General features: G+C 42.1%; 25 protein-coding genes and 1 pseudogene. 25 read left to right on the top strand and 1 reads right to left on the bottom strand.

Translation table 11 applies throughout. The annotated features are described in order from the left end of the window. Positions 1-13: 13 nt before the first annotated feature. The 21 genes and pseudogenes from IRB43_RS18230 to spoIID form a co-directional block, all read left to right on the top strand. Positions 14-187: pseudogene (locus IRB43_RS18230) on the top strand (HAMP domain-containing protein); the annotation flags it as partial. Positions 188-199: 12 nt separating this feature from the next. Next, on the top strand, positions 200-1,126 hold the full coding sequence (locus IRB43_RS10840; protein WP_481748141.1) for a methyl-accepting chemotaxis protein: 927 nt from the start codon (positions 200-202) through the stop codon (positions 1,124-1,126). A gap of 78 nt (positions 1,127-1,204) precedes the next feature. Then, positions 1,205-1,645, top strand: a complete 441-nt coding sequence (rpiB, locus tag IRB43_RS10845; protein ID WP_203363544.1) for a ribose 5-phosphate isomerase B — start codon at positions 1,205-1,207, stop codon at positions 1,643-1,645. Positions 1,646-1,661: 16 nt separating this feature from the next. After that, positions 1,662-2,234: a TIGR01440 family protein gene (locus IRB43_RS10850; RefSeq protein ID WP_203363495.1), complete on the top strand. Its 573-nt coding sequence runs from the start codon at positions 1,662-1,664 to the stop codon at positions 2,232-2,234. 164 nt (positions 2,235-2,398) lie between these two features. Then, positions 2,399-3,634: a serine hydroxymethyltransferase gene (gene glyA, locus IRB43_RS10855; RefSeq protein ID WP_203363496.1), complete on the top strand. Its 1,236-nt coding sequence runs from the start codon at positions 2,399-2,401 to the stop codon at positions 3,632-3,634. Between the two features lie 158 nt (positions 3,635-3,792). Then, positions 3,793-4,422 carry a uracil phosphoribosyltransferase gene (gene upp / locus IRB43_RS10860; protein ID WP_203363497.1) on the top strand — a complete coding sequence of 210 codons (630 nt, stop codon included), beginning with the start codon at positions 3,793-3,795 and terminating at the stop codon, positions 4,420-4,422. A gap of 22 nt (positions 4,423-4,444) precedes the next feature. Next, positions 4,445-5,584: a non-hydrolyzing UDP-N-acetylglucosamine 2-epimerase gene (wecB, locus tag IRB43_RS10865; protein ID WP_203363498.1), complete on the top strand. Its 1,140-nt coding sequence runs from the start codon at positions 4,445-4,447 to the stop codon at positions 5,582-5,584. Positions 5,585-5,925: 341 nt separating this feature from the next. Further along, positions 5,926-6,141 carry an AtpZ/AtpI family protein gene (locus IRB43_RS10870; RefSeq protein WP_481748138.1) on the top strand — a complete coding sequence of 72 codons (216 nt, stop codon included), beginning with the start codon at positions 5,926-5,928 and terminating at the stop codon, positions 6,139-6,141. A 6-nt stretch (positions 6,142-6,147) separates the two neighbouring features. Then, entirely contained in the window at positions 6,148-6,537 is a 390-nt protein-coding gene (locus IRB43_RS10875) for an ATP synthase subunit I (protein WP_203363499.1), read from the top strand. 6 nt (positions 6,538-6,543) lie between these two features. Continuing rightward, positions 6,544-7,269 (top strand): F0F1 ATP synthase subunit A, encoded by a 726-nt coding sequence (atpB, locus tag IRB43_RS10880; protein WP_203363500.1) that lies wholly within the window; start codon positions 6,544-6,546, stop codon positions 7,267-7,269. An 89-nt stretch (positions 7,270-7,358) separates the two neighbouring features. Continuing rightward, positions 7,359-7,571 (top strand): F0F1 ATP synthase subunit C, encoded by a 213-nt coding sequence (gene atpE / locus IRB43_RS10885; RefSeq protein WP_053368380.1) that lies wholly within the window; start codon positions 7,359-7,361, stop codon positions 7,569-7,571. 295 nt (positions 7,572-7,866) lie between these two features. Further along, complete coding sequence (locus IRB43_RS10890) at positions 7,867-8,385, top strand: F0F1 ATP synthase subunit B (RefSeq protein WP_203363546.1); 519 nt, start codon at positions 7,867-7,869, stop codon at positions 8,383-8,385. After that, positions 8,382-8,924: a F0F1 ATP synthase subunit delta gene (locus tag IRB43_RS10895; RefSeq protein WP_203363501.1), complete on the top strand. Its 543-nt coding sequence runs from the start codon at positions 8,382-8,384 to the stop codon at positions 8,922-8,924. Before IRB43_RS10890 ends, IRB43_RS10895 begins: the two co-directional genes overlap by 4 nt. A gap of 79 nt (positions 8,925-9,003) precedes the next feature. After that, on the top strand, positions 9,004-10,512 hold the full coding sequence (atpA, locus tag IRB43_RS10900) for a F0F1 ATP synthase subunit alpha (protein ID WP_203363502.1): 1,509 nt from the start codon (positions 9,004-9,006) through the stop codon (positions 10,510-10,512). 87 nt (positions 10,513-10,599) lie between these two features. After that, complete coding sequence (locus tag IRB43_RS10905; protein ID WP_203363503.1) at positions 10,600-11,457, top strand: F0F1 ATP synthase subunit gamma; 858 nt, start codon at positions 10,600-10,602, stop codon at positions 11,455-11,457. 26 nt (positions 11,458-11,483) lie between these two features. Then, positions 11,484-12,902 carry a F0F1 ATP synthase subunit beta gene (gene atpD, locus IRB43_RS10910; protein WP_203363504.1) on the top strand — a complete coding sequence of 473 codons (1,419 nt, stop codon included), beginning with the start codon at positions 11,484-11,486 and terminating at the stop codon, positions 12,900-12,902. 22 nt (positions 12,903-12,924) lie between these two features. Further along, positions 12,925-13,332, top strand: coding sequence for a F0F1 ATP synthase subunit epsilon (locus tag IRB43_RS10915; protein ID WP_203363505.1), 408 nt, complete (start codon positions 12,925-12,927; stop codon positions 13,330-13,332). A 67-nt stretch (positions 13,333-13,399) separates the two neighbouring features. Then, the gene (locus IRB43_RS10920) at positions 13,400-13,636 is read left to right on the top strand and encodes a DUF1146 family protein (RefSeq protein ID WP_203363506.1); all 237 of its coding nucleotides are present in this window, start codon (positions 13,400-13,402) and stop codon (positions 13,634-13,636) included. Positions 13,637-13,841: 205 nt separating this feature from the next. Then, a complete protein-coding gene (locus IRB43_RS10925) occupies positions 13,842-14,564 on the top strand; it encodes a YwmB family TATA-box binding protein (RefSeq protein ID WP_203363507.1) in 723 nt (240 codons plus the stop codon). A 29-nt stretch (positions 14,565-14,593) separates the two neighbouring features. Beyond that, positions 14,594-15,895, top strand: coding sequence for a UDP-N-acetylglucosamine 1-carboxyvinyltransferase (murA, locus tag IRB43_RS10930; protein ID WP_203363508.1), 1,302 nt, complete (start codon positions 14,594-14,596; stop codon positions 15,893-15,895). 199 nt (positions 15,896-16,094) lie between these two features. Next, positions 16,095-17,117, top strand: a complete 1,023-nt coding sequence (gene spoIID, locus IRB43_RS10935) for a stage II sporulation protein D (protein ID WP_203363509.1) — start codon at positions 16,095-16,097, stop codon at positions 17,115-17,117. Between the two features lie 31 nt (positions 17,118-17,148). On the opposite strand, the gene IRB43_RS10940 is transcribed toward spoIID, so the two are convergent. Then, positions 17,149-17,583, bottom strand: a complete 435-nt coding sequence (locus IRB43_RS10940; protein ID WP_203363510.1) for a VanZ family protein — start codon at positions 17,581-17,583, stop codon at positions 17,149-17,151. Between the two features lie 161 nt (positions 17,584-17,744). Between IRB43_RS10940 and spoIIQ the strand changes: the two genes are divergently transcribed. The 4 genes from spoIIQ (at position 17,745) to IRB43_RS10960 (ending at position 21,381) form a co-directional block, all read left to right on the top strand. Continuing rightward, on the top strand, positions 17,745-18,542 hold the full coding sequence (gene spoIIQ, locus IRB43_RS10945) for a stage II sporulation protein SpoIIQ (RefSeq protein WP_203363511.1): 798 nt from the start codon (positions 17,745-17,747) through the stop codon (positions 18,540-18,542). A 345-nt stretch (positions 18,543-18,887) separates the two neighbouring features. Next, positions 18,888-19,148, top strand: coding sequence for a sporulation transcriptional regulator SpoIIID (spoIIID, locus tag IRB43_RS10950; protein ID WP_203363547.1), 261 nt, complete (start codon positions 18,888-18,890; stop codon positions 19,146-19,148). Between the two features lie 253 nt (positions 19,149-19,401). Next, positions 19,402-20,403: a rod shape-determining protein gene (mreB, locus tag IRB43_RS10955; protein ID WP_203363512.1), complete on the top strand. Its 1,002-nt coding sequence runs from the start codon at positions 19,402-19,404 to the stop codon at positions 20,401-20,403. A gap of 141 nt (positions 20,404-20,544) precedes the next feature. Further along, positions 20,545-21,381, top strand: coding sequence for a flagellar hook-basal body protein (locus IRB43_RS10960; RefSeq protein WP_203363513.1), 837 nt, complete (start codon positions 20,545-20,547; stop codon positions 21,379-21,381). Positions 21,382-21,388: the final 7 nt, after the last annotated feature.

A 21,388-nucleotide genomic window follows, 5' to 3' on the forward strand; every position in this document is an offset into this window, starting at 1 on the left:
ATTAATGGGAATTATGTGGTCTGGTATTCTTGCTTATATTGTTGCAGGCTATTTTGTCAAACCGTTGCAGCGGTTAGAAGCAGCTGCACTTGAAGCGGCTACTGGCAATATTGAACAAGATGTCGAGTTGCCGAATAGCCAAGATGAAATTCGTTCATTAGCGCAAGCCTTTAATAAGATGCTCGCTAATTTAAGAGAAATGGTTCACAGTATTGATAACAACTTTGCCCTGACAAATGAAAGTGTGCAGCTCATTTCGCAACAAGCGGCGACCGCTTCGCAAAAGGCGGAAGAGATTTTTCGCACAGTAGATGAGATTTCAGCCGGGGCTGAAAATTCAGCCATCGCGATTCAATCGACCGCGGAATCGGTAGAGGATGTGACACATTTAGCGGGAGAGGTGCAGCGAAAAGCGCAAGCATCCGCTGTTCAGGCAGAAGAAATGGTTCGTGATCTTCAAGAAAGCAAGGAAGTATTTGAATCGCTTATTTCAGGGATGGAAAGAGTATCCTATGAAAATGAACATTCGTTGCGGGCGGTGCGAGGATTAGAAGAAAATGCTCGTAAAGTCGGAGATATTATTCAATTGGTAGGGGCGATTGCCGAGCAAACGAACTTGTTGGCGTTAAACGCGTCCATTGAAGCAGCGCGAGCCGGTGAACATGGGAAAGGATTTGCTGTCGTGGCAGAAGAAGTTCGCAAGCTAGCGGATGAGAGCGGGAAAGCTGTCCAAGGAACTTCTGAGCTGATTCAACAAATGCAGCAGCAAGTGGATCAAGTGGTGCAGCAAATTTCCTCTCAAGTGGAAAGTGTGACTGATGAAGTGCAGAAAGGCTCACAAGCGAATGCAGCCATTGAGATGATGACGGACAAAATTCTTGTTGTGGCCGAAGATGTGCACACCATTGCCGCTTTAGTGGATCAGCAAATGGAAAGCATTGAATTGACATCTAGGCAGTCCCAAGAAGTAGCGGCTATTGCTGAAGAAACGTCAGCAGGCGCGTTAGAAGTCACACGGGCGACAAAAGATCAAACGAAAGTGATGAGCCAGATTGAAGAAGTCATCTTACAGCTGAAAGCGCAAGCGGATGAATTAAAGTCAACGATTACTCGTTTTCGTTTGTAATAGCGTGTCGCGCTCTTGCTCGAGCTATCGTTCTGTGACACAATAAAAGAAAGCACGTATTGGAAAGGGGATTGTATGATGAAAGTAGCTATTGCTTCGGATCATGGTGGAGTAAATATTCGCAAGGAAATAACGAATTTATTAGAAGAGCTTGGCATTGAATTTGAGGATTTTGGCTGTGACTGCCAAACATCTGTGGATTATCCAGATTATGCACTTCCAGTAGCGGAAAAGGTCGCAAACGGTGAATTTGACCGTGGGATTCTAATTTGTGGAACAGGAATTGGCATGAGCATTGCGGCGAACAAAGTAAAAGGTATTCGCTGTGCGCTTGTTCACGACTTATTCAGCGCTAAAGCAACGAGAGAACATAATGACAGCAATATGCTGGCGATGGGAGAACGCGTCATCGGCCCTGGGCTAGCTCGTGAAATCGCTAAAGTTTGGTTAACGACAGAATATGAAGGCGGTCGTCATGAAAACCGCGTCGGCAAAATTAAAGCGTACGAACAACAATAAGACGAGGTGACAAGCGATGTTGTTAGAACAGTGGGAACAGGATTTGCACCAGCTTTTACAAGAATTTCAGCAACAAGCGAATCTTCATCCAGGTCAAGTCGTTGTCGTCGGCTGCTCTACTTCTGAGATTGCTGGCGAAAAAATTGGCACAGCAGGCACATTAGACATTGCTGAAATGGTATATCGTCAAGTGAAAACATGGGCGGACGAGCATGGTGTTCATCTGGCCTTTCAATGTTGTGAACATTTAAATCGCGCCCTAGTCGTTGATCGAGAACTACTAGAACGCGCGGCTCTTGAGGAAGTAGCTGTTATCCCCGTTCGGCAAGCGGGCGGTTCTATGGCAGCCTATGCTTATGCGCAACAATCTAACCGTGTAGTTGTCGAGTATATTAAAGCGGATGCGGGCATTGATATTGGCGATACGCTGATCGGTATGCATTTAAAACATGTTGCGGTTCCACTGCGTGCAAGCGTGAAACAAGTAGGACATGCTCACGTCACCATGGCGAAAACGCGACCGAAGTTAATTGGCGGTGCACGAGCAGTTTATGAAAAAACGAATATAAACGAAAGTTGTACTAGCTAATGTTAGGAAATGACCGGCTTTTTTTAGGAAAGTCGGTTATTTTTATAAAAAAATTCGTTAATTCATTTGAAAGATTGAAAAAACATGGTAGAATGTAAGAGAATTTATAAAGGTACTACATACAGTTGGAAAAAATAAGTCCTATACTCGGAAGGGGATTGAAAATGAGCAAACTTCAAGTTCAAGATGCAGCAGTTTTTGCAGCGATCCAAGATGAATTAAAACGTCAACAAACGAAAATCGAGTTAATTGCTTCTGAAAACTTTGTTAGTGAAGCCGTGATGGAAGCACAAGGTTCTGTATTAACGAATAAATATGCGGAAGGTTATCCGGCGAAGCGTTACTACGGCGGCTGTGAGCATGTAGATGTTGTGGAAAATTTAGCTCGTGACCGTGCGAAAGAAATTTTCGGCGCTGAGCATGCGAACGTGCAGCCTCATTCTGGCGCACAAGCGAACATGGCTGTTTATTTCACGATTTTAGAACATGGCGATACAGTTCTTGGGATGAATCTTTCTCACGGAGGCCATTTAACACACGGTAGCCCAGTAAACTTCAGCGGTGTGCAATATAACTTCATCGAGTATGGCGTCGATAAAGATACACAAATGATCGATTATGAAGATGTGCGTCAAAAAGCTATCGACAACAAGCCAAAATTAATCGTTGCCGGTGCGAGCGCTTATCCTCGCGCGATTGATTTCGCAAAATTCCGTGAAATCGCTGATGAGGTAGGCGCTTACTTAATGGTTGATATGGCGCATATTGCTGGCCTTGTTGCAGCAGGTCTTCATCAAAATCCGGTACCATATGCCGATTTCGTCACAACAACGACTCATAAAACACTTCGCGGTCCTCGCGGCGGTATGATTCTTTGTAAAGAAGAGTTTGCGAAGAAAATCGACAAAGCGATTTTCCCTGGTATCCAAGGTGGTCCATTAATGCATGTCATCTCAGCGAAAGCTGTAGCATTTGGCGAAGCTTTAGATCCAAGCTTTAAAGAATATGCACAAAACATTATCGACAATGCGAAGCGTTTAGGTGAAGGGCTAGCAAAAGAAGGCATCCAGCTTGTATCAGGCGGCACGGATAACCACCTTTTATTAATCGACCTGCAATCTCTTGGCTTAACAGGAAAAGTAGCGGAACATGTACTTGATGAAGTCGGTATCACAGCCAATAAAAACACGATCCCATTTGATCCGCAAAGCCCGTTTGTTACAAGCGGTATTCGTATCGGAACAGCAGCGGTCACTTCTCGCGGCTTTGATTTAGAAGCAATGGACGAAGTAGCTTCTATTATTGCGGACACGTTGAAAAATCACGAAGATGAAGCGACATTACAAAAATCTAGACAGCGTGTAGCAGACTTAACAGCAAAATACCCATTATATCAATAAACACTTTAAGCACCCGGTTGTACTCGGGTGTTTTTTTGTACTATAATAATGAAAAATGTATAAACGCTGTCTGCTGCTTATGCGGTTTTTTTTTGCCGTTCACGCGATAGCTGCTAATTGAGCATTTTTGGTACATATAAGATAAGGGAGCGATTACTTTGGCAAAAGTATATGTGTTTGACCATCCATTAATTCAGCACAAATTAACAATGATTCGTGATAAAAATACAGGAACAAAAGAATTTCGTGAGCTTGTAGACGAAATTGCCACACTTATGGCGTTTGAAATTACACGTGACTTGCCTTTACAAGAAGTTAGCATCGAGACGCCTGTTTGTGAAGCTAATACAAAAGTGTTAGCAGGGAAAAAATTAGGCATTGTCCCGATTTTACGTGCCGGTATTGGTATGGTAGAAGGGGTATTAAAACTGATTCCTGCAGCGAAAGTGGGACATGTTGGCTTGTATCGTGATCCGAAAACATTAACGCCGGTTGAATATTATGTGAAGCTTCCTTCCGATGTGGAAGAGCGCGACTTTATCGTTGTTGATCCGATGCTTGCAACGGGAGGTTCCGCTGTTGAAGCGATCAACTCTTTAAAGAAACGCGGTGCGAAAAACGTGAAATTTATGTGCTTAGTCGCTGCGCCTGAAGGAGTAGAAGCAATGAAAGAAGCGCACCCGGATGTGGATATTTACATCGCTGCTTTAGATGAGAAACTAAATGAAAAAGGCTATATTGTACCAGGTTTAGGAGATGCAGGAGACCGCTTGTTCGGAACAAAATAATTAAAAGGTAGGTACATGTAAAATGAATCGCCCAATTAAAGTGATGACGATTTTCGGCACGCGGCCGGAAGCCATTAAAATGGCGCCGCTTGTTCTTGAATTACAAAAGCACCCGGAACATTTTGAATCAATTGTGACGGTAACAGCCCAACATCGTCAAATGCTGGACCAAGTTCTTGAAATCTTTAACGTAAAACCAGACTACGACTTAAATATCATGAAAGATCGCCAAACACTCATTGATGTGACGACGCGTGGGTTAGAAGGTCTAGATCGTGTCATGAAAGAAGTGAAGCCGGATATCGTGCTTGTTCACGGTGATACGACCACAACGTTTATTGCCAGCTTAGCTGCTTTTTACAACCAAATTGCTGTCGGCCATGTAGAAGCCGGACTGCGCACTTGGAATAAATACTCTCCATTCCCAGAGGAGATGAATCGCCAGCTGACAGGTGTGATCGCTGACCTTCACTTCTCACCAACAGATCAAGCAGAACGCAATTTGTTAAATGAAGATAAAAAGGCAGAAACCATTTTCGTCACAGGAAATACAGCGATTGATGCGTTGAAAACAACGGTGAAAGAAGAATATAGCCATGAAGTACTTGAGCGTATTGGCAATGATCGTCTTGTGCTGATGACAGCTCACCGCCGTGAAAACCTTGGACAGCCGATGCGCAATATGTTCTCAGCAATTAAGCGCCTTGTACAGGAAAACAGTGACATTCAAGTCGTATATCCAGTGCATTTAAATCCAGCGGTTCGTGAAATTGCTGACGAAATCCTTGGCAATGACCCGCGCATTCATTTAATTGAGCCGCTTGATGTCATTGATTTCCATAACTTTGCCTCAAGAGCGCACCTGATTTTAACCGATTCTGGCGGAGTGCAAGAAGAAGCACCGTCACTTGGTGTACCGGTTCTTGTGCTGCGTGATACAACCGAGCGTCCAGAAGGAATTGAAGCAGGTACGTTGAAGCTTGCGGGTGTCGAAGAAGAAACGATTTACCAATTGGCAACAGAACTATTAACGAACGAAGTAGAATACGAGAAAATGGCGAAAGCCTCTAACCCGTATGGTGATGGCGAAGCCTCTCGCCGCATTTGCGAAGCAATCCGTTACTACTTCAAAGCAACAGATCAAAAACCAGAACGATTCTAACTTTAAACTTCAGCCAGCTGATCATCTTTCAGCTGGCTTTTTCATCTGGAAAAAATAAAAGTCGAAAAAAACTCCTGACCATTATTTATGTTAAAAAGAATGTTCGGAAATAGCGATGGAAAAAAGTCGCGTTTCTTCTATATTATAAGAAAAACTTATAACAATCCCTAATTTTTGATCATTTTGTGAAAAATCCGTTACAAATTGTGATCTTTTTCACTCTAAACACATTGACATTGAAAAACCCCTATTGTATGCTAACAAAGGGTAAGGAACAAACCATTGTAAACGTTTTTGCAATGTCAATCAAGTAAACCATTCGAGAGATGAGGTGTTTTCGCGTGAAACGAAAAAGCCCTTTCCGAGCAATGGCCTTGTACAGTTCCATTCTAGCGCAGCTCACCGGTTCGATCCTCATTGGACTATTCGCCGGACGCTGGCTTGACGGAAAATGGAACACCGACCCACTTTGTATGATTATTGGACTGCTATTGGGTTTAACCATTGGCATTTTTTTAATGTTCCAATCAGTCCGCTATTTTAATTCGGGAGATTAATTTGTTATGCCGGTACTCCAGCACACATTTTCAAGGCACCGAAAGTACATAATCTACTTGCTCTCCATTTTCGTCTTCTGCTGGGGAATTACGCCCTATAAGCCTGTATTCGCAGGCCTCATCCTTGGGACAAGCATAAGTTTTTTCAACCATTGGTTAATGGTGCATCGAATGAACCGTTTTAGCGATGCAATAGATAAAGGTGAGAAAGCGAAATCACTCGGTACTTTATCTAGAATGGCTTCAGCAGGATTAGCTGCGCTCATTGCTTTGCGCTATCCTGAGCACATCCATATCATTTTCACAGTTTTGGGATTAATGACATCCTATATTGTCATTATGATAGATTTTTTCATTCATTTTTTAATAAAAAATAAAACCGGGGAAGAGAGGTGAAAAAAGTTGCATCATAAAAATCCAACGTTTACATGGGAAGTTTTTGATGGCTTTTCACTGACATTTAACTTAGCCAACATGTTAATGATTACAGTGGCTAGTGTGATTGTCTTTCTTATTGCAGTCATCTCTACAAGAAAGCTAGCCATGAAGCCTACAGGGTTACAAAACTTTTTTGAGTGGATCATGGACTTCGTAAAAGGGATTATCCAAAGCAATATGGACTGGAAAACAGGGGGACGCTTTCATGCCCTTGGATTAACACTATTCCTTTACATTGCGATATCCAACTTTTTGGGACTTCCATTTTCAGTCGTATATAATGACACGCTTTGGTGGAAATCACCAACAGCAGATCCAGTTATTACATTAACACTTGCTGCAATGGTTGTTGGTTTAAGTCATTATTATGGAATTAAAATGAAAGGCTTCAGCGAATATGGGAAGGACTTCTTCCGTCCGATGGGATTCTTATTCCCATTGAAAATCGTTGAGGAGTTTGCCAACACGCTCACTCTTGGTCTCCGGCTTTACGGAAACATCTTCGCAGGTGAGATTCTGTTAGGTTTACTAGCAGGAAGCTTAGCAACAGGAGTAGGCGGTACAATTGCCGCGGTGATTCCAACACTTGCTTGGCAAGGATTCTCAGTATTTATCGGTGGAATCCAAGCGTTTATCTTTACTATGTTAACAATGGTTTATATGGCCCACAAAGTGAGTCAAGACCATTAATTATAATTAGTTCATTTTCATGAACAGAACTATGTAAAAAATATTTTATTCATACATTAAAAGGAGGAAGTTTTACAATGACAGGTTCAATTGGTCTATTAGCAGCAGCAATTGCAATTGGTTTAGCAGCACTTGGTGCAGGTATTGGTAACGGTTTAATCGTTTCAAAAACAGTTGAGGGTATCGCTCGTCAACCAGAAGCTCGCGGTATGCTTCAAACAACAATGTTTATCGGGGTTGCGTTAGTTGAGGCGATTCCTATCATCGCAGTAGTTATCGCATTCATGGTTCAAGGTCAATAATAATTAAAAGATACGACTACCTAGACATTGTTATAAGAAAGGTTGCTACATAAATAAGCAAGCTTTGTATATGTTTATTAGTTTGGTCGTGAAAGCTCGATCATAAAAATAGCGGAAGGTGTTATCTTTAACACTAGAAGCTAAATTATATTTCGGGATTTTGTTCCAAATGGCGAAGATCATTCCAAGCGAACCTTCGCCATTCCTTTATGTTCAATCTTGAAAAAGCATTTCGTTTAATAGAATCTTCTCTATTTAAGAGGGGATGGAGACTCTTGAAGGGAGTGAAGTAGGCGTGTTAGCAAACGCATTTGTACTTGGTTCGTCTACCGGGGTTAACTACGGAGACATTTTGTTCCAATTAGTAATGTTTATCGTTTTACTTGCGTTGATTAAAAAATTCGCCTGGGGTCCACTTATGGGGATCATGCAACAGCGTGAACAACATATTGCCTCAGAAATCGAAGCGGCTGAAAAAAGTCGTGTAGAAGCTAATAAATTATTAGATGAAACACGTGCTGAATTAAAAGCATCTCGCCAAGAAGCACAATCAATTATTGAAAATGCGAAAAAAATCGGCGACGATCAAAAGAACGAAATCATCGCGGCTGCTCGTGCAGAAGCAGAGCGTTTGAAAGAATCTGCGAAGATGGAAATCGAACAGCAGAAAGAACAAGCGTTGGCAGCTGTTCGCGAACAAGTCGCCTCACTTTCTGTTTTAATTGCTTCTAAAGTAATTGAAAAAGAATTGAGTGCAGCAGATCAAGAAAAATTAATCAACGAGTATATTAAAGAGGCAGGGGAAGAGCGATGAGTAACTCTGTAGTCGCTAAGCGCTATGCGTTAGCTCTTTTCCAAATCGCCAAAGAACAACAGCAACTAGATGCAATTGAGGAAGAACTGCGTGTAGTGAAAGCCGTATTTACGGAAAGCAAAGAACTTCTTCCTTTGTTACAATCACCGAAAATGACGATCCAACAAAAGAAAGATCTTCTGAAGTCAGCATTCGCAAACGCTTCATCTTATACTGTCAATCTGTTGATGCTTTTAACAGAGCGTCACCGTGAGATTTACATTACGGATGTTGTGGATGCGTATATTCAGCTGGCAAACGAAGAGCGCGGATTGGCAGAAGCAACAGTGGTATCTGTTCGTCCATTAACGGAGACAGAAGAAGCTTCTATTTCTGCTCAATTCGCCAAAAAAGTTGGCAAGCAGTCATTGAAAATTACCAATGAAGTAGATGCTAATTTGTTAGGTGGACTAAAAGTGCGCATCGGCAACCGTATTTATGACGGCAGTGTTCGAGGCAAACTCGATCGTCTACAACAGCAATTAGTTGTTCAATCATAAGTTGTACGTATTTAATTAAACTAAATTGAAATGAGAAAAAAATTTCTCTTTGACCACTAATATATGAGGGGTGAAATTCATGAGCATCAAAGCTGAAGAAATCAGTGCGCTGATTAAAAAGCAGATTGAAAACTTCCAGTCCGATATGAAAGTAAGCGATGTTGGTACAGTTATCCAAATTGGTGACGGTATCGCTCGTGCTCATGGCCTCGACAACGTCATGGCTGGAGAACTTCTAGAGTTCTCAACTGGTGTCATGGGTATGGCACAAAACTTGGAAGAAAACAACGTAGGTATCGTTATCCTTGGACCTTACAAAGATATTCGTGAAGGTGATGAAGTTCGTCGTACTGGACGCATCATGGAAGTTCCAGTAGGGGAAGAATTAATCGGACGCGTTGTTAACTCTCTAGGACAGCCGGTTGACGGTCTTGGCCCAATTAACACAACAAAAACACGTCCAATCGAGAGCCCAGCAACAGGGGTTATGGATCGTAAATCCGTTCATGAACCATTACAAACTGGTATTAAAGCGATTGACGCTCTTGTACCAATCGGTCGTGGACAACGTGAATTGATCATCGGTGACCGCCAAACAGGTAAAACATCTGTAGCGATCGATACAATTCTTAACCAAAAAGATCAAGATATGGTTTGTATCTATGTAGCCATCGGACAAAAAGAATCTACTGTTCGTAATGCAGTAGAAACTCTTCGTAAACATGGCGCATTAGATTACACAATCGTAGTTACAGCATCTGCATCACAACCAGCTCCAATGTTATTCCTTGCTCCTTATGCTGGGGTAACAATGGGTGAAGAATTCATGTTCAACGGCAAGCACGTTCTGATTGTATATGATGATTTATCAAAACAAGCAGCAGCATACCGTGAACTTTCACTATTACTACGCCGTCCTCCAGGTCGTGAAGCTTACCCTGGTGACGTTTTCTACTTGCACTCTCGCTTACTAGAGCGTGCGGCGAAATTAAATGACACATTAGGTGCAGGTTCAATCACTGCTCTTCCATTCGTTGAAACACAAGCGGGCGATATCTCTGCTTACATTCCGACGAACGTTATCTCAATCACTGACGGACAAATCTTCTTACAGTCTGACCTATTCTTCTCAGGTGTACGTCCTGCGATCAATGCTGGTCTTTCTGTATCACGTGTAGGTGGATCCGCTCAAATTAAAGCGATGAAGAAGGTTGCTGGTACACTTCGTCTAGACTTAGCAGCATACCGCGAACTAGAAGCATTTGCTCAGTTCGGTTCTGACCTTGATAAAGCAACTCAAGCAAAACTAAACCGTGGTGCGCGTACAGTTGAAGTATTAAAGCAAGACTTGAACAAACCGCTTAAGGTGGAAAAACAAGTTGTTATTCTTTATGCATTAACTCGTGGACACTTAGATGATATTCCTGTAGGAGATATCCGTCGTTTTGAAGATGAGTTATTAAGCTGGTTAGATCACAACCACACAAATGTGTTAGAACATATTCGCACAACGAAAGAGCTTGCTTCTGATGACGAAATGAAAGCAGCAATCAACGAGTTCAAAAAGACGTTTGCGAAATCTGAATAATTTTTCGGAATCATTGAAAGTGGGAAAGGGTCGTGAACGATCCGCCCCTTTCATTACTTCTAACATTAAAAAGGGTGGTGAGAACCAGTGGCATCGTTACGCGATATAAAGACTCGGATTACTTCTACTAAAAAGACGAGCCAAATCACAAAAGCGATGGAAATGGTTTCCGCTTCTAAATTAAACCGTGCAGAAACAAATGCTAAGAAATTTGTTCCTTACATGGATAAAATTCAGGAAGTGGTCGCATCCATTGCTCTTGGAAGCAAAGATGTAACACATCCGATGCTAACCTCCCGCCCCGTTAAGAAAACCGGGTATTTGGTTATTACCTCAGACCGTGGTTTGGCGGGAGCATATAACAGCAGCATTCTTCGCCTTGTCAATAACTTGATTCAAGAGCGCCATAAATCAACAGATGAGTATGTGATCATCGCCATTGGTCGTATGGGCCGTGATTTCTTCAAGAATCGCGGAATGAATGTTGTACTAGATATTGCAGGACTTCCTGATCAACCTTCTTTCTCTGATATTAAAGCGATTGTGAACAAAACAGTTGGCATGTTTGCTGATGGTACTTATGACGAACTGTATATGTACTACAATCACTTTGTTAGCCCTATTCAACAAGACGCTACAGAGAAAAAAGTATTGCCATTGACGGATATTGCAACATCTAGCAAATTAACTTCTTATGAATTTGAACCATCTGCTGAAGAGATTTTGGAAGTATTACTTCCTCAATACGCGGAAAGCTTAATTTACGGAGCTTTACTTGACGGTAAAGCAAGTGAACATGCGGCCCGTATGTCAGCAATGAAATCAGCAACAGACAATGCGAAAGAATTAATCGATTCTTTATCGCTTTCATACAACCGTGCACGTCAAGCAGCGATCACACAGGAAATCACTGAGATCGTCGGCGGCGTAGCGGCTTTAGAGTAGTGAAAAGCTAGTTAGGAGGGAAAGAAATGAACAAAGGACGCGTTCTTCAAGTTATGGGTCCAGTTGTTGACGTTAAGTTCGAAAGCGGTCAACTTCCTGATATCTATAACGCGTTAAAAGTGCAAATTCCTGCACAAGCGGGTAAAGAAGCTTCCGAGTTAACTTTGGAAGTAGCGGTTCATTTAGGTGATGATACAGTACGTACAATCGCAATGGCTTCCACTGATGGATTGCAACGTAACACAGAAGTATTAGACATGGGTCATGCGATCTCTGTTCCAGTTGGAGACGTTACTTTAGGGCGTGTATTTAACGTACTAGGTGAAACAATTGACTTAAACGAAGAAATTTCTGCTGATGCACGTCGTGATGCGATTCACCGTCAAGCTCCTACTTTTGAACAACTTTCTACAGAAGTTGAAATTCTTGAAACAGGAATTAAAGTAGTAGACTTACTTGCTCCATACATTAAAGGTGGTAAGATTGGTCTATTTGGCGGTGCCGGTGTAGGTAAAACAGTATTAATCCAGGAATTAATCAATAACATCGCTCAAGAGCATGGCGGTATCTCTGTATTCGCTGGTGTAGGTGAGCGTACTCGTGAAGGTAATGACCTTTATCACGAGATGAGTGATTCGGGAGTTATTAGTAAAACAGCGATGGTTTTCGGACAAATGAACGAGCCTCCTGGTGCGCGTATGCGTGTAGCTTTAACAGGGTTAACAATGGCGGAATACTTCCGTGATGAGCAAGGACAAGACGTATTATTCTTTATCGACAACATCTTCCGTTTCACGCAAGCAGGTTCTGAGGTATCTGCCCTATTAGGCCGTATGCCTTCTGCCGTTGGTTACCAACCGACACTTGCAACAGAGATGGGTCAATTGCAAGAGCGTATCACGTCTACAAACGTTGGTTCTGTTACATCGATCCAAGCGATCTATGTACCAGCCGATGACTACACGGATCCGGCTCCTGCAACAACATTTGCTCACTTAGATGCAACAACTAACCTTGAGCGTAAGCTTTCTGAGATGGGTATTTATCCTGCGGTAGATCCATTGGCTTCTACTTCACGTGCCCTTTCTCCAGAAATTGTTGGCGAAGAGCATTACAGTGTAGCTCGTCAAGTGCAACAAACATTACAACGTTATAAAGAACTTCAAGATATCATCGCAATCCTTGGTATGGATGAGCTTTCAGAAGATGACAAGCTTGTTGTACAACGTGCGCGTCGTATCCAGTTCTTCTTATCACAAAACTTCCACGTAGCTGAGCAATTTACTGGTCAACCAGGTTCTTATGTACCAGTTAAAGAAACAGTTCGCGGATTTAAAGAAATTCTTGACGGCAAATATGATCATCTTCCAGAGGATGCTTTCCGTCTAGTTGGTGGCATTGAAGAAGTTGTAGCTAAAGCTAAAGAGATGGGTGTAGAGGCATAATAAGGGACCAGGGGGTTAAGCAATGAAGACAGTTAAAGTCAGTATCGTCACTCCTGACGGCCCAGCGTACGAATCGGAAGTAGAAATGGTTAGCGCCAAAGCTCAAAACGGTGAGTTAGGTATCTTACCAGGCCATATTCCGATGGTCGCTCCTTTACAAATCGGCGCTGTCCGTTTACATAAAGGCGCTGGCAAACCAGATTTGGTAGCAATTAGCGGCGGCTTTTTGGAAGTTCGTCCAGACCAAGTGACGATTTTAGCACAAGCTGCTGAACAAGCGGAAAATATTGATATCGCTCGGGCGAAAGCAGCAAAAATGCGCGCGGAACGTCTGCTGAGCGACAAGAAAGAAAATATAGATTTTCAACGTGCTGAATTAGCATTAAGACGGGCAATTAACCGTATTGAAGTCTATGAAGGCAAAATGTAATCATCAAAAAACCTTCCGTATTCGGAAGGTTTTTGATGTATCATTAATAACATGGGAGGTGTAGGGCATGGTTTCTGATTTCGGACAAGAGGCATTGATCAGTATACTGTCTCATATTGTGTTTATTGGTTTGTCTTTTTGGGCGTTACAAGCGGTTAGATATGAACAAATCATCAAGGCAAATCACGTGTTTCAAGCAAGGCTGTTATTTGTTTTATTATCGATTGCAATCGGATCTGCGGTTAGCAACTTCTTCCTTGATTACTTCTTATGGTCCCGTCAATTGCCCCTGTTATTTCAATAATTTTTTTCGGAATTTCAATAGATAGTACTTCTTTCACGTTGAATTTTTTTGGATTTTGTATATGATCTTTTTAGAGAGTTTTTCTGTTTTTCTATTAAGTGAAGCATTGAACAAGAGAAAGTCGATTTCTTCGATCATTTGTCGTTCAAATTCTCGTATGTTTCTTATCTACTAGGTCATACTAGCAGATAAGGAGATGAGTAGAATGAAAATGAGTAGAGCGATGACAATTGTTATGTTAATGAGTTTCATGGTGATGGTTTACGGGAATGACATTATTGCAGAGTCTCATTCGAATGATTTGTTGCGGCTGACAGAAGACGTACAAAAGGAAAATGGACGCATTGAAGAATGGACCGTACATACGCGTGAACGTTTAAACAAACAAGAAATGAAAGAAGTCGCTTTAAAACTTCAACAATATTTATCTGAGTGGACATTTACGATGAATGCCAAAGAGGATCAAGAAGTGCTTACTGCTCACCAGTCAACAGAAAAGCTGCATCAAAAGCTTCAAATCGTATCTTCAGGCCAGCAGGATGGTCATTATTTTCTTCTGTATACGATTACTTCTACAGATGAGCAGCGAATCAAAACTTTTATGAAAAGGGAATTTGTGAAAATTTATTCACAATTTTCCCAAGATTCTACTCGAGTTTTTACTTGTGTAAAAGGAAGTTTTGATGGTAAAATTAAAGAAGTTTTGTCAAATGAGTTTTCTGGATTAATCAATGGCTGGAAAGCGAGGGAATTGGAAGTTGTTTCTGAAGAAGATTTTTATTCTATGTCAGCATATTCAGAGCGGTTCGAACAAGACCTTCCGTTGCCATTACATCAAATGAACATACAAATTGGGTTAAGAAAAAACGGATCGGGTGCTAAGACAAACTTTGTAATAGGCACGCCGATCATCACGACTGAATATTAATATATAAACTGGACGCGGAGGGGAATACCTTGGATAAAATTATCGTCCGCGGCGGACAAAAGTTAAGCGGAACTGTGAAAGTAGAAGGAGCAAAAAATTCAGTTCTGCCAGTAATCGCCGCTACATTATTAGCTAGTAAAGGAAAGAGTGTGATTCGGGATGTACCGACTCTCTCTGATGTATATACAATAAATGAAGTGTTACGTCATTTAAACTGTCATGTCACATTTGAAAACAACACCGTAGTGGTTGATGCATCTAATGAATTATTTGTTGAGGCGCCTTTTGAATATGTACGCAAAATGAGAGCGTCTGTATTAGTCATGGGTTCGTTATTAGCTCGCACAGGGAAAGCTCGTGTGGCACTTCCTGGAGGCTGTGCGATTGGCTCACGTCCAATTGATCAGCATTTAAAAGGATTTGAAGCCATGGGTGCTGTCGTTCGCGTGGAAAATGGTTTCATTGAAGCAGAAGTCAGCAAACGTTTAAAAGGGGCTAAAATTTATTTAGATTTCCCAAGCGTAGGGGCAACAGAAAATATTTTAATGGCCGCTACATTAGCAGAAGGCACAACGGTGCTTGAAAACTGTGCAAAAGAGCCAGAAATTGTTGACTTAGCGAACTTGCTCAACAAAATGGGCGCAAAAGTCGTTGGTGCAGGTACAGGAACGATCCGGATTGAAGGGGTAGAAGAACTTCATGGCGCGGACCACGCGATTATCCCTGACCGTATTGAAGCCGGTACATTTATGACAGCTGCAGCGATTACAGGCGGAAACGTACTTATTCAAAATGCTGTTCCTGAACATATGTCTTCTTTAATTGCTAAGCTGAAAGAAATGGGCGTGCAAGTGATCGAAGAAGAAGAGGGTCTTCGTGTAATCGGACCTGAAACATTAAAAGCCGTTGATATTAAAACAATGCCTCATCCTGGCTTCCCAACAGATATGCAGTCACAAATGATGGCATTAGCTTTAAAAGCGGAAGGCACAAGCATCATTACGGAAACCGTGTTTGAAAACCGTTTTATGCATGTAGAAGAATTCCGTCGCATGAATGCTAATATTAAAATCGAAGGCCGCTCTGTAGTGATTAATGGACCTTCAACCATTCAAGGAGCGGAAGTAGCTGCTACCGATCTTCGTGCGGCTGCTGCGTTAATCGTTGCTGGATTAATTGGAGATGGCTATACTCGTGTAACGGAATTGAAGCATTTAGATCGCGGATATGTAAATTTCCATGGCAAATTGGCGGCGCTTGGCGCAGACATTACACGTGTGAGTGAAGAAGAAACAGCGGTTGAAAAAGTTGTGACAGATATTAAAGCTTAATGATCATAAAGGGCCTGACTAGTGAACAGTTAGGCTCTTTTTTATTTTGGCATATAAGTTGTTACTATTGCTATTATTACACAGACTGCCTCGTTTTTATTCATAAAAAAGGAATCTTTTTTCGTGATAATTCTCCATCTCTCCCCATAGTTATACTATTGAGCGATTTGCTCAATCTATCAATGGAGGCCTCGGATGAATGGAAAAACGACGTCACTCTATATGGTTTGTTATGGTTGCCCTATTCTTTACAGCTATCGTGATTCCTTCCTTGCTCGTTCTCTCTTTTTCTTCTAAAGACGAAGAGAAGGGAGCAATGAAAGAAACGAACAAAACGACACCGAATGCCCCTGCCGAAGAGCCGGCGGTCGAAGTGGCCGTATTTCGCTCAGGAACTAGTCAAACAGAAAACTTTCCCCTCGAGCAATACGTGGCGGGTGTGGTCGCCTCTGAGATGCCTGCGGAGTTTGAGAAAGAGGCGCTCAAGGCGCAAGCATTAACAGCCCGCACATTTATCATTCAGCATATGAGGAAGGGAAAGACGGTGAACAATGGCCAAGCCCATGTCACCGACACAGTGAACCACCAAGTATTTAAAACGAAAGAAGAGCTTGAGCAGCTTTGGGGAAATGATTTTTCATGGAAATGGAAAAAGATCAATGAAGCCGTGAAAGACACAGAAGGACAGATCATTACTTACAATGGCGCCCCGATTACCGCTTCTTTTTTCTCCACGAGCAACGGCTACACAGAAAATTCAGAGGACTACTGGGATCAGCCGCTTCCTTATTTGAAAAGCGTCGAAAGTCCCTGGGATCAACAATCACCTAAATACCGTTCCCAAACACGATTGTCTCTTCGTGAATTTGAACGCAAGCTGGGCGTTTTCGTGAAGGGAGGCGAAGAGGTGGGAACGATTATAGAACGAACACCTGGAAAGCGGATTGCGAAAGTGAAGATCGGCGACAAAGAACTCTCCGGCAGAGAAGTGCGAGAAAAGCTGCAGTTGCCTTCTACTGATTTTAGTTGGATCGTGCAAGGGAATGAAGTGCTGATCTCGACGAAAGGCTATGGCCACGGGGTCGGTATGAGTCAATATGGAGCGAATGGAATGGCGAAGGAAGGCAAGACTTATCAGCAAATCATCCAGCATTACTACCAGCAAATCAAAATCGATCAAGCCAGTCAATATATGAATGACATCACCACAGCTAAAAAATAACTCCTTATCGCTTCATAGACAACAAGGAGTGTTAAGAGCTCACCCAATGGCTGAATTTATGCATCCATTGATGAATTCGGCTTGAGGGGCGCTGAAAATATTTATAATTGACAAGAAAGTAACAGACCAATACCCCCGTCACATCTTTCACTGCATCAATGATAGAGGCCGAGCGATACGGAATAAAGGCTTGATGAATTTCATCGATGAATCCGTAAAAGCAAGCGATCAGAGCAGCGGCTACATTGGTTGCACTCGTAAATCGGCCATTTGCTAATAAGGCATTGACGATCAGTCCATACAATACAGCAAATTCAATTAAATGCAGAGATTCTTTAAATAAACGGTCTATTTCGTTTTGTGGAAGCGAAACAATCGCATCATGAGGCAAACTAGACATCATCCAGACAGCAACTATATAAAGCAAAGGGGCTATCGTGGACAAACCTCTGGCGATCATCTTCATATGCGTCACCACCTTTTTTAACCATTTTATCATGTTTTATTTTGAACTTTTTTTCAAGGTTGTGGCATTTTTTTTACGTTTTGAGGAAAAATAAAAAATTTCCCAATGACCATGTATAGTTTGGCAGGAATCTGTTCACACTGATTGCTGAGGTGATGAACATGAGAAAGGGAGAAAAGAAACCAATCCCCCAAAAAATTCAGCAATTTTTCAAGAAACGTTGGGTATTTCCTGCCGTCTACTTAATGAGTGCCGCACTATTAATTTCAGGAATTATTTGGTACCAAATGGCTGGAGTAGACAAGGAGCAAGGGTTTAACTCACAAGAAGAGGTGTTTGAGGAAGGAGCCTTTGATCAGCCAGCAGAAGAAGTAAACTCTACTGTTGAAGAAATGATTAAGCCGGTGAAAAACGCAGACGAGATGGTCGTGAAGACAGGCTTTTACGAAGAGAAAGCATCTGAAAAAGACCAAGAAGCCTCTCTAGTGATCTACAATAATACCTATCAGCCAAATACAGGTATCGCATTCGGAATGAAAAATGACCAAACATTTGCCGTTGTGGCAGCTTTAAGCGGAAAAGTCACAAAAGTAATGGAAGATTCCTTACTTGGTAATGTCATTGAAATTGAACATGCAAATGGAATTGTCACAAGCTATCAATCCGTCAAAGACATGAAAGTGGCAGAAGGTGACACGGTTTCTCAAGGAGATGTCATTGCTAAAGCAGGAAAAAGCCTCTTTAACGAAAAAGCAGGCGTCCACGTTCACTTTGAAGTGAGAAAAGATCAAATGGCGTTAAATCCACAAAACTTCTTTGGCAAACCATTATCCGCCATTCAAGAAGCGGCAACACCAGATGAAGATAAAACGCCTGAAACAGACGTAACAGATGAAACAAGCGGAACAGACAATCCAGATAGCGGAAATGAACAACTAGAAGAGAAAAGCGGCTCATAATGGGCTGCTTTTTGTCTGTCTCAGTGGTGAATCGTCCACGAATCGCTCGGAACCGTTCACGATCCGGCTCGAATCGTCCATAAATGGCTGGGAATCGTCCACCCTTATTTTTCTAAGCATATTTTGGCAAACATCTCATATAGTGTTAATAATACCTGTACAAAGACAAAGGGATTGTTTGAGGTGAGGGATCGTTAGACGAAAAAATACCTATTAGCAATCAGAGCAGACTAGTTGCCGAAAAAAGTTCCGTGTGAGCGGCTGCATACGGATCAATATGATTACATTCAAGCGAATGCGAGTCTCATTTCACATGTCTCACATCCAATGAGGGAGGCGAGCGGTGTGCACGATTACATCAAGGAGAGGACAATCAAGATCGGAGAGTATATCGTGGAGACGAAAAAAACGGTAAGAGTAATTGCTAAAGAGTTTGGGGTGTCGAAAAGTACCGTCCATAAAGATTTAACTGAGCGATTACCAGAGGTTCATCCGGAGCTGGCACAGCGCGTGAAATCTATTCTCGAATATCACAAGTCCATTCGGCATCTTCGCGGCGGGGAAGCAACAAAGAGAAAGTATGCCAGAGAAGAAGCGGTTCAATGAGAAATCGTTCGTATACTAAATAGAAAGGAGCATAATCTGCCAGTATTGGCGGATTTTTTGATGTGCAGTAAGAAAGGCTGTTCCTGGGATGATATCGAGAGTATAACATAAAAAATTTACAAATTCCCCTCAATTTTAGTCAAAATGTGCTAAAATAGAACATTGGGAAACTAAAACTTGTATCATGTGATAATTGACATATTCATTAACAGCAAAATAAATAAAAAGTTTTGATGAAAAGGGGACTAACCGAATGATTTCAAAAGATATTGGCATTGACTTGGGAACAGCAAACGTGTTGATTCATGTGAAGGGACAAGGCATTGTATTAAATGAGCCGTCAGTTGTGGCCATTGATAAGTCGACAAACAAAGTACTGGCTGTAGGAGAAGAAGCACATCGAATGGTTGGGCGGACACCAGGAAATATTGTTGCGATCCGTCCGTTGAAAGATGGCGTCATTGCCGATTTCGATATTACAGAAGCAATGCTGAAGCACTTCATCAATAAGTTAAATGTGAAAGGGCTTATGTCTAAGCCACGCATTTTAATTTGCTGTCCGACAAATATTACAAGCGTTGAGCAAAAAGCGATTCGTGAAGCAGCTGAAAAAAGCGGTGGTAAAACCGTTTATTTAGAAGAAGAGCCGAAAATAGCGGCGATTGGAGCTGGCATGGATATTTTCCAACCGAGCGGAAACATGGTAGTAGATATCGGTGGAGGAACGACGGATGTTGCTGTATTATCCATGGGATCGATTGTCACATCTGCTTCTATTAAAATGGCCGGTGATAACTTTGATATGGAAATCCTCAACTATATTAAGAAAGAATACAAGTTGTTAATTGGAGAAAGAACAGCGGAAGAAATTAAAAAGAATATTGCTACTGTGTATCCGGGCAGCCGCCATGAGGAAATGGAAATTCGCGGCCGTGACATGGTTTCTGGGCTTCCACGTGTATTAACCGTTCATTCAAAAGAAATTGAATTGGCTTTACGCGAGTCGATTGCTGTCATTGTACAAGCGGCAAAAGACGTACTAGAACAAACACCGCCAGAACTATCAGCGGATATTATCGACCGCGGGGTTATTTTAACGGGAGGTGGCGCTCTTCTTCATGGAATTGATACCCTTCTTGCCGAGGAATTAAAAGTCCCTGTATTAGTAGCGGAAGCGCCGATGGACTGTGTGGCAATTGGTACAGGCATCATGCTTGAAAACATGGACAAAATCTCTAAGAAGAAATTAATCTAAATGAATCGATAGGAACGAGATGGCTCCCCCATCTCGTTTTTTATGTGTAAGAAATTAACTGATTTCTCATAGATTATTTTTATTGTTTTGGCTGAATGATGATATAATAAATGAATCAAGTAGATTAATCGAGGTGGAGAAATGTTTCGTGGTTTTTATACAGCTGCGTCTGGAATGATTGCTCAACAGCGTCGCACGGAAATGTTAACGAATAATATGTCTAATGCCAACACGCCTGGTTATAAAGCGGATCAGTCCTCTCTGCGGGCCTTTCCTGAAATGTTATTGCAGCGAATCGATCAATCAACCGCACCAACAAAAGAACGGTTACACTTCAAAAATATGCAACCGATCGGGGCTCTCGGGACAGGTGTATATATGCAAGAAACGAAGCCGTTGTTTATGCAGGGAGATTTGCGGGAAACAGGATTGAAGACGGATGTCGCTCTATTAGATGTGAATACGCCGATTAACCGAGAGACAGGTCAAGCAGGAATGGTTTTTTACACAGTGCAAGGAGCCGATGGACAAGTACGCTATACTCGGAATGGGAATTTCACACAAGATGCGGATGGCTATTTAACGACAGCAAGCGGTTTATATGTTCTTGACCCTCAAGGAAACCGCATTCAGCTTACGTCGGATGAATTTGTCATTACAGAAGATGGACGAATTACAGAAGGAGGACGGCTTGCTGGGCAAATTGGGCTTGGCTATGCGGAAAATCCTAACCTTTTAATTAAGCAGGGAGATGGATTGTTTCGTTTAGAGAACGGTCAGCTTCCGAATGCTTATACGCAAAATAATATTCAATTCCGCTTGAAGCAAGGCTTTTTAGAAGCATCGAATACAGATGCAGCGCGCACGATGACGGATATGATGACGGCCTATCGTTCGTTTGAAGCGAATCAAAAAGTACTGACTGCTTATGACAGAAGTATGGAAAAGGCCGCTAATGAAGTGGGACGAGTGAACTAACCTCAGG

This window comes from Bacillus sp. REN10 (assembly GCF_016820555.1).
Taxonomy (GTDB): Bacteria; Bacillota; Bacilli; order Bacillales; family Domibacillaceae; genus Bacillus_CE.

Bases quoted from the DNA above. Each gene is read 5' to 3' on its own strand.
- glyA (WP_203363496.1), top strand. From the start codon at position 2,399: ATGAGCAAACTTCAAGTTCAAGATGCAGCAGTTTTTGCAGCGATCCAA.
- IRB43_RS10960 (WP_203363513.1), top strand. From the start codon at position 20,545: ATGTTTCGTGGTTTTTATACAGCTGCGTCTGGAATGATTGCTCAACAG.
- IRB43_RS10915 (WP_203363505.1), top strand. From the start codon at position 12,925: ATGAAGACAGTTAAAGTCAGTATCGTCACTCCTGACGGCCCAGCGTAC.
- spoIIQ (WP_203363511.1), top strand. From the start codon at position 17,745: ATGAGAAAGGGAGAAAAGAAACCAATCCCCCAAAAAATTCAGCAATTT.
- IRB43_RS10840 (WP_481748141.1), top strand. From the start codon at position 200: ATGGTTCACAGTATTGATAACAACTTTGCCCTGACAAATGAAAGTGTG.
- IRB43_RS10940 (WP_203363510.1), bottom strand. From the start codon at position 17,583: ATGAAGATGATCGCCAGAGGTTTGTCCACGATAGCCCCTTTGCTTTAT.
- wecB (WP_203363498.1), top strand. From the start codon at position 4,445: ATGAATCGCCCAATTAAAGTGATGACGATTTTCGGCACGCGGCCGGAA.
- IRB43_RS10920 (WP_203363506.1), top strand. From the start codon at position 13,400: ATGGTTTCTGATTTCGGACAAGAGGCATTGATCAGTATACTGTCTCAT.
- IRB43_RS10895 (WP_203363501.1), top strand. From the start codon at position 8,382: ATGAGTAACTCTGTAGTCGCTAAGCGCTATGCGTTAGCTCTTTTCCAA.
- IRB43_RS10875 (WP_203363499.1), top strand. From the start codon at position 6,148: ATGCCGGTACTCCAGCACACATTTTCAAGGCACCGAAAGTACATAATC.
- atpD (WP_203363504.1), top strand. From the start codon at position 11,484: ATGAACAAAGGACGCGTTCTTCAAGTTATGGGTCCAGTTGTTGACGTT.
- IRB43_RS10925 (WP_203363507.1), top strand. From the start codon at position 13,842: ATGAAAATGAGTAGAGCGATGACAATTGTTATGTTAATGAGTTTCATG.
- rpiB (WP_203363544.1), top strand. From the start codon at position 1,205: ATGAAAGTAGCTATTGCTTCGGATCATGGTGGAGTAAATATTCGCAAG.
- spoIID (WP_203363509.1), top strand. From the start codon at position 16,095: ATGGAAAAACGACGTCACTCTATATGGTTTGTTATGGTTGCCCTATTC.
- mreB (WP_203363512.1), top strand. From the start codon at position 19,402: ATGATTTCAAAAGATATTGGCATTGACTTGGGAACAGCAAACGTGTTG.
- IRB43_RS10850 (WP_203363495.1), top strand. From the start codon at position 1,662: ATGTTGTTAGAACAGTGGGAACAGGATTTGCACCAGCTTTTACAAGAA.
- atpA (WP_203363502.1), top strand. From the start codon at position 9,004: ATGAGCATCAAAGCTGAAGAAATCAGTGCGCTGATTAAAAAGCAGATT.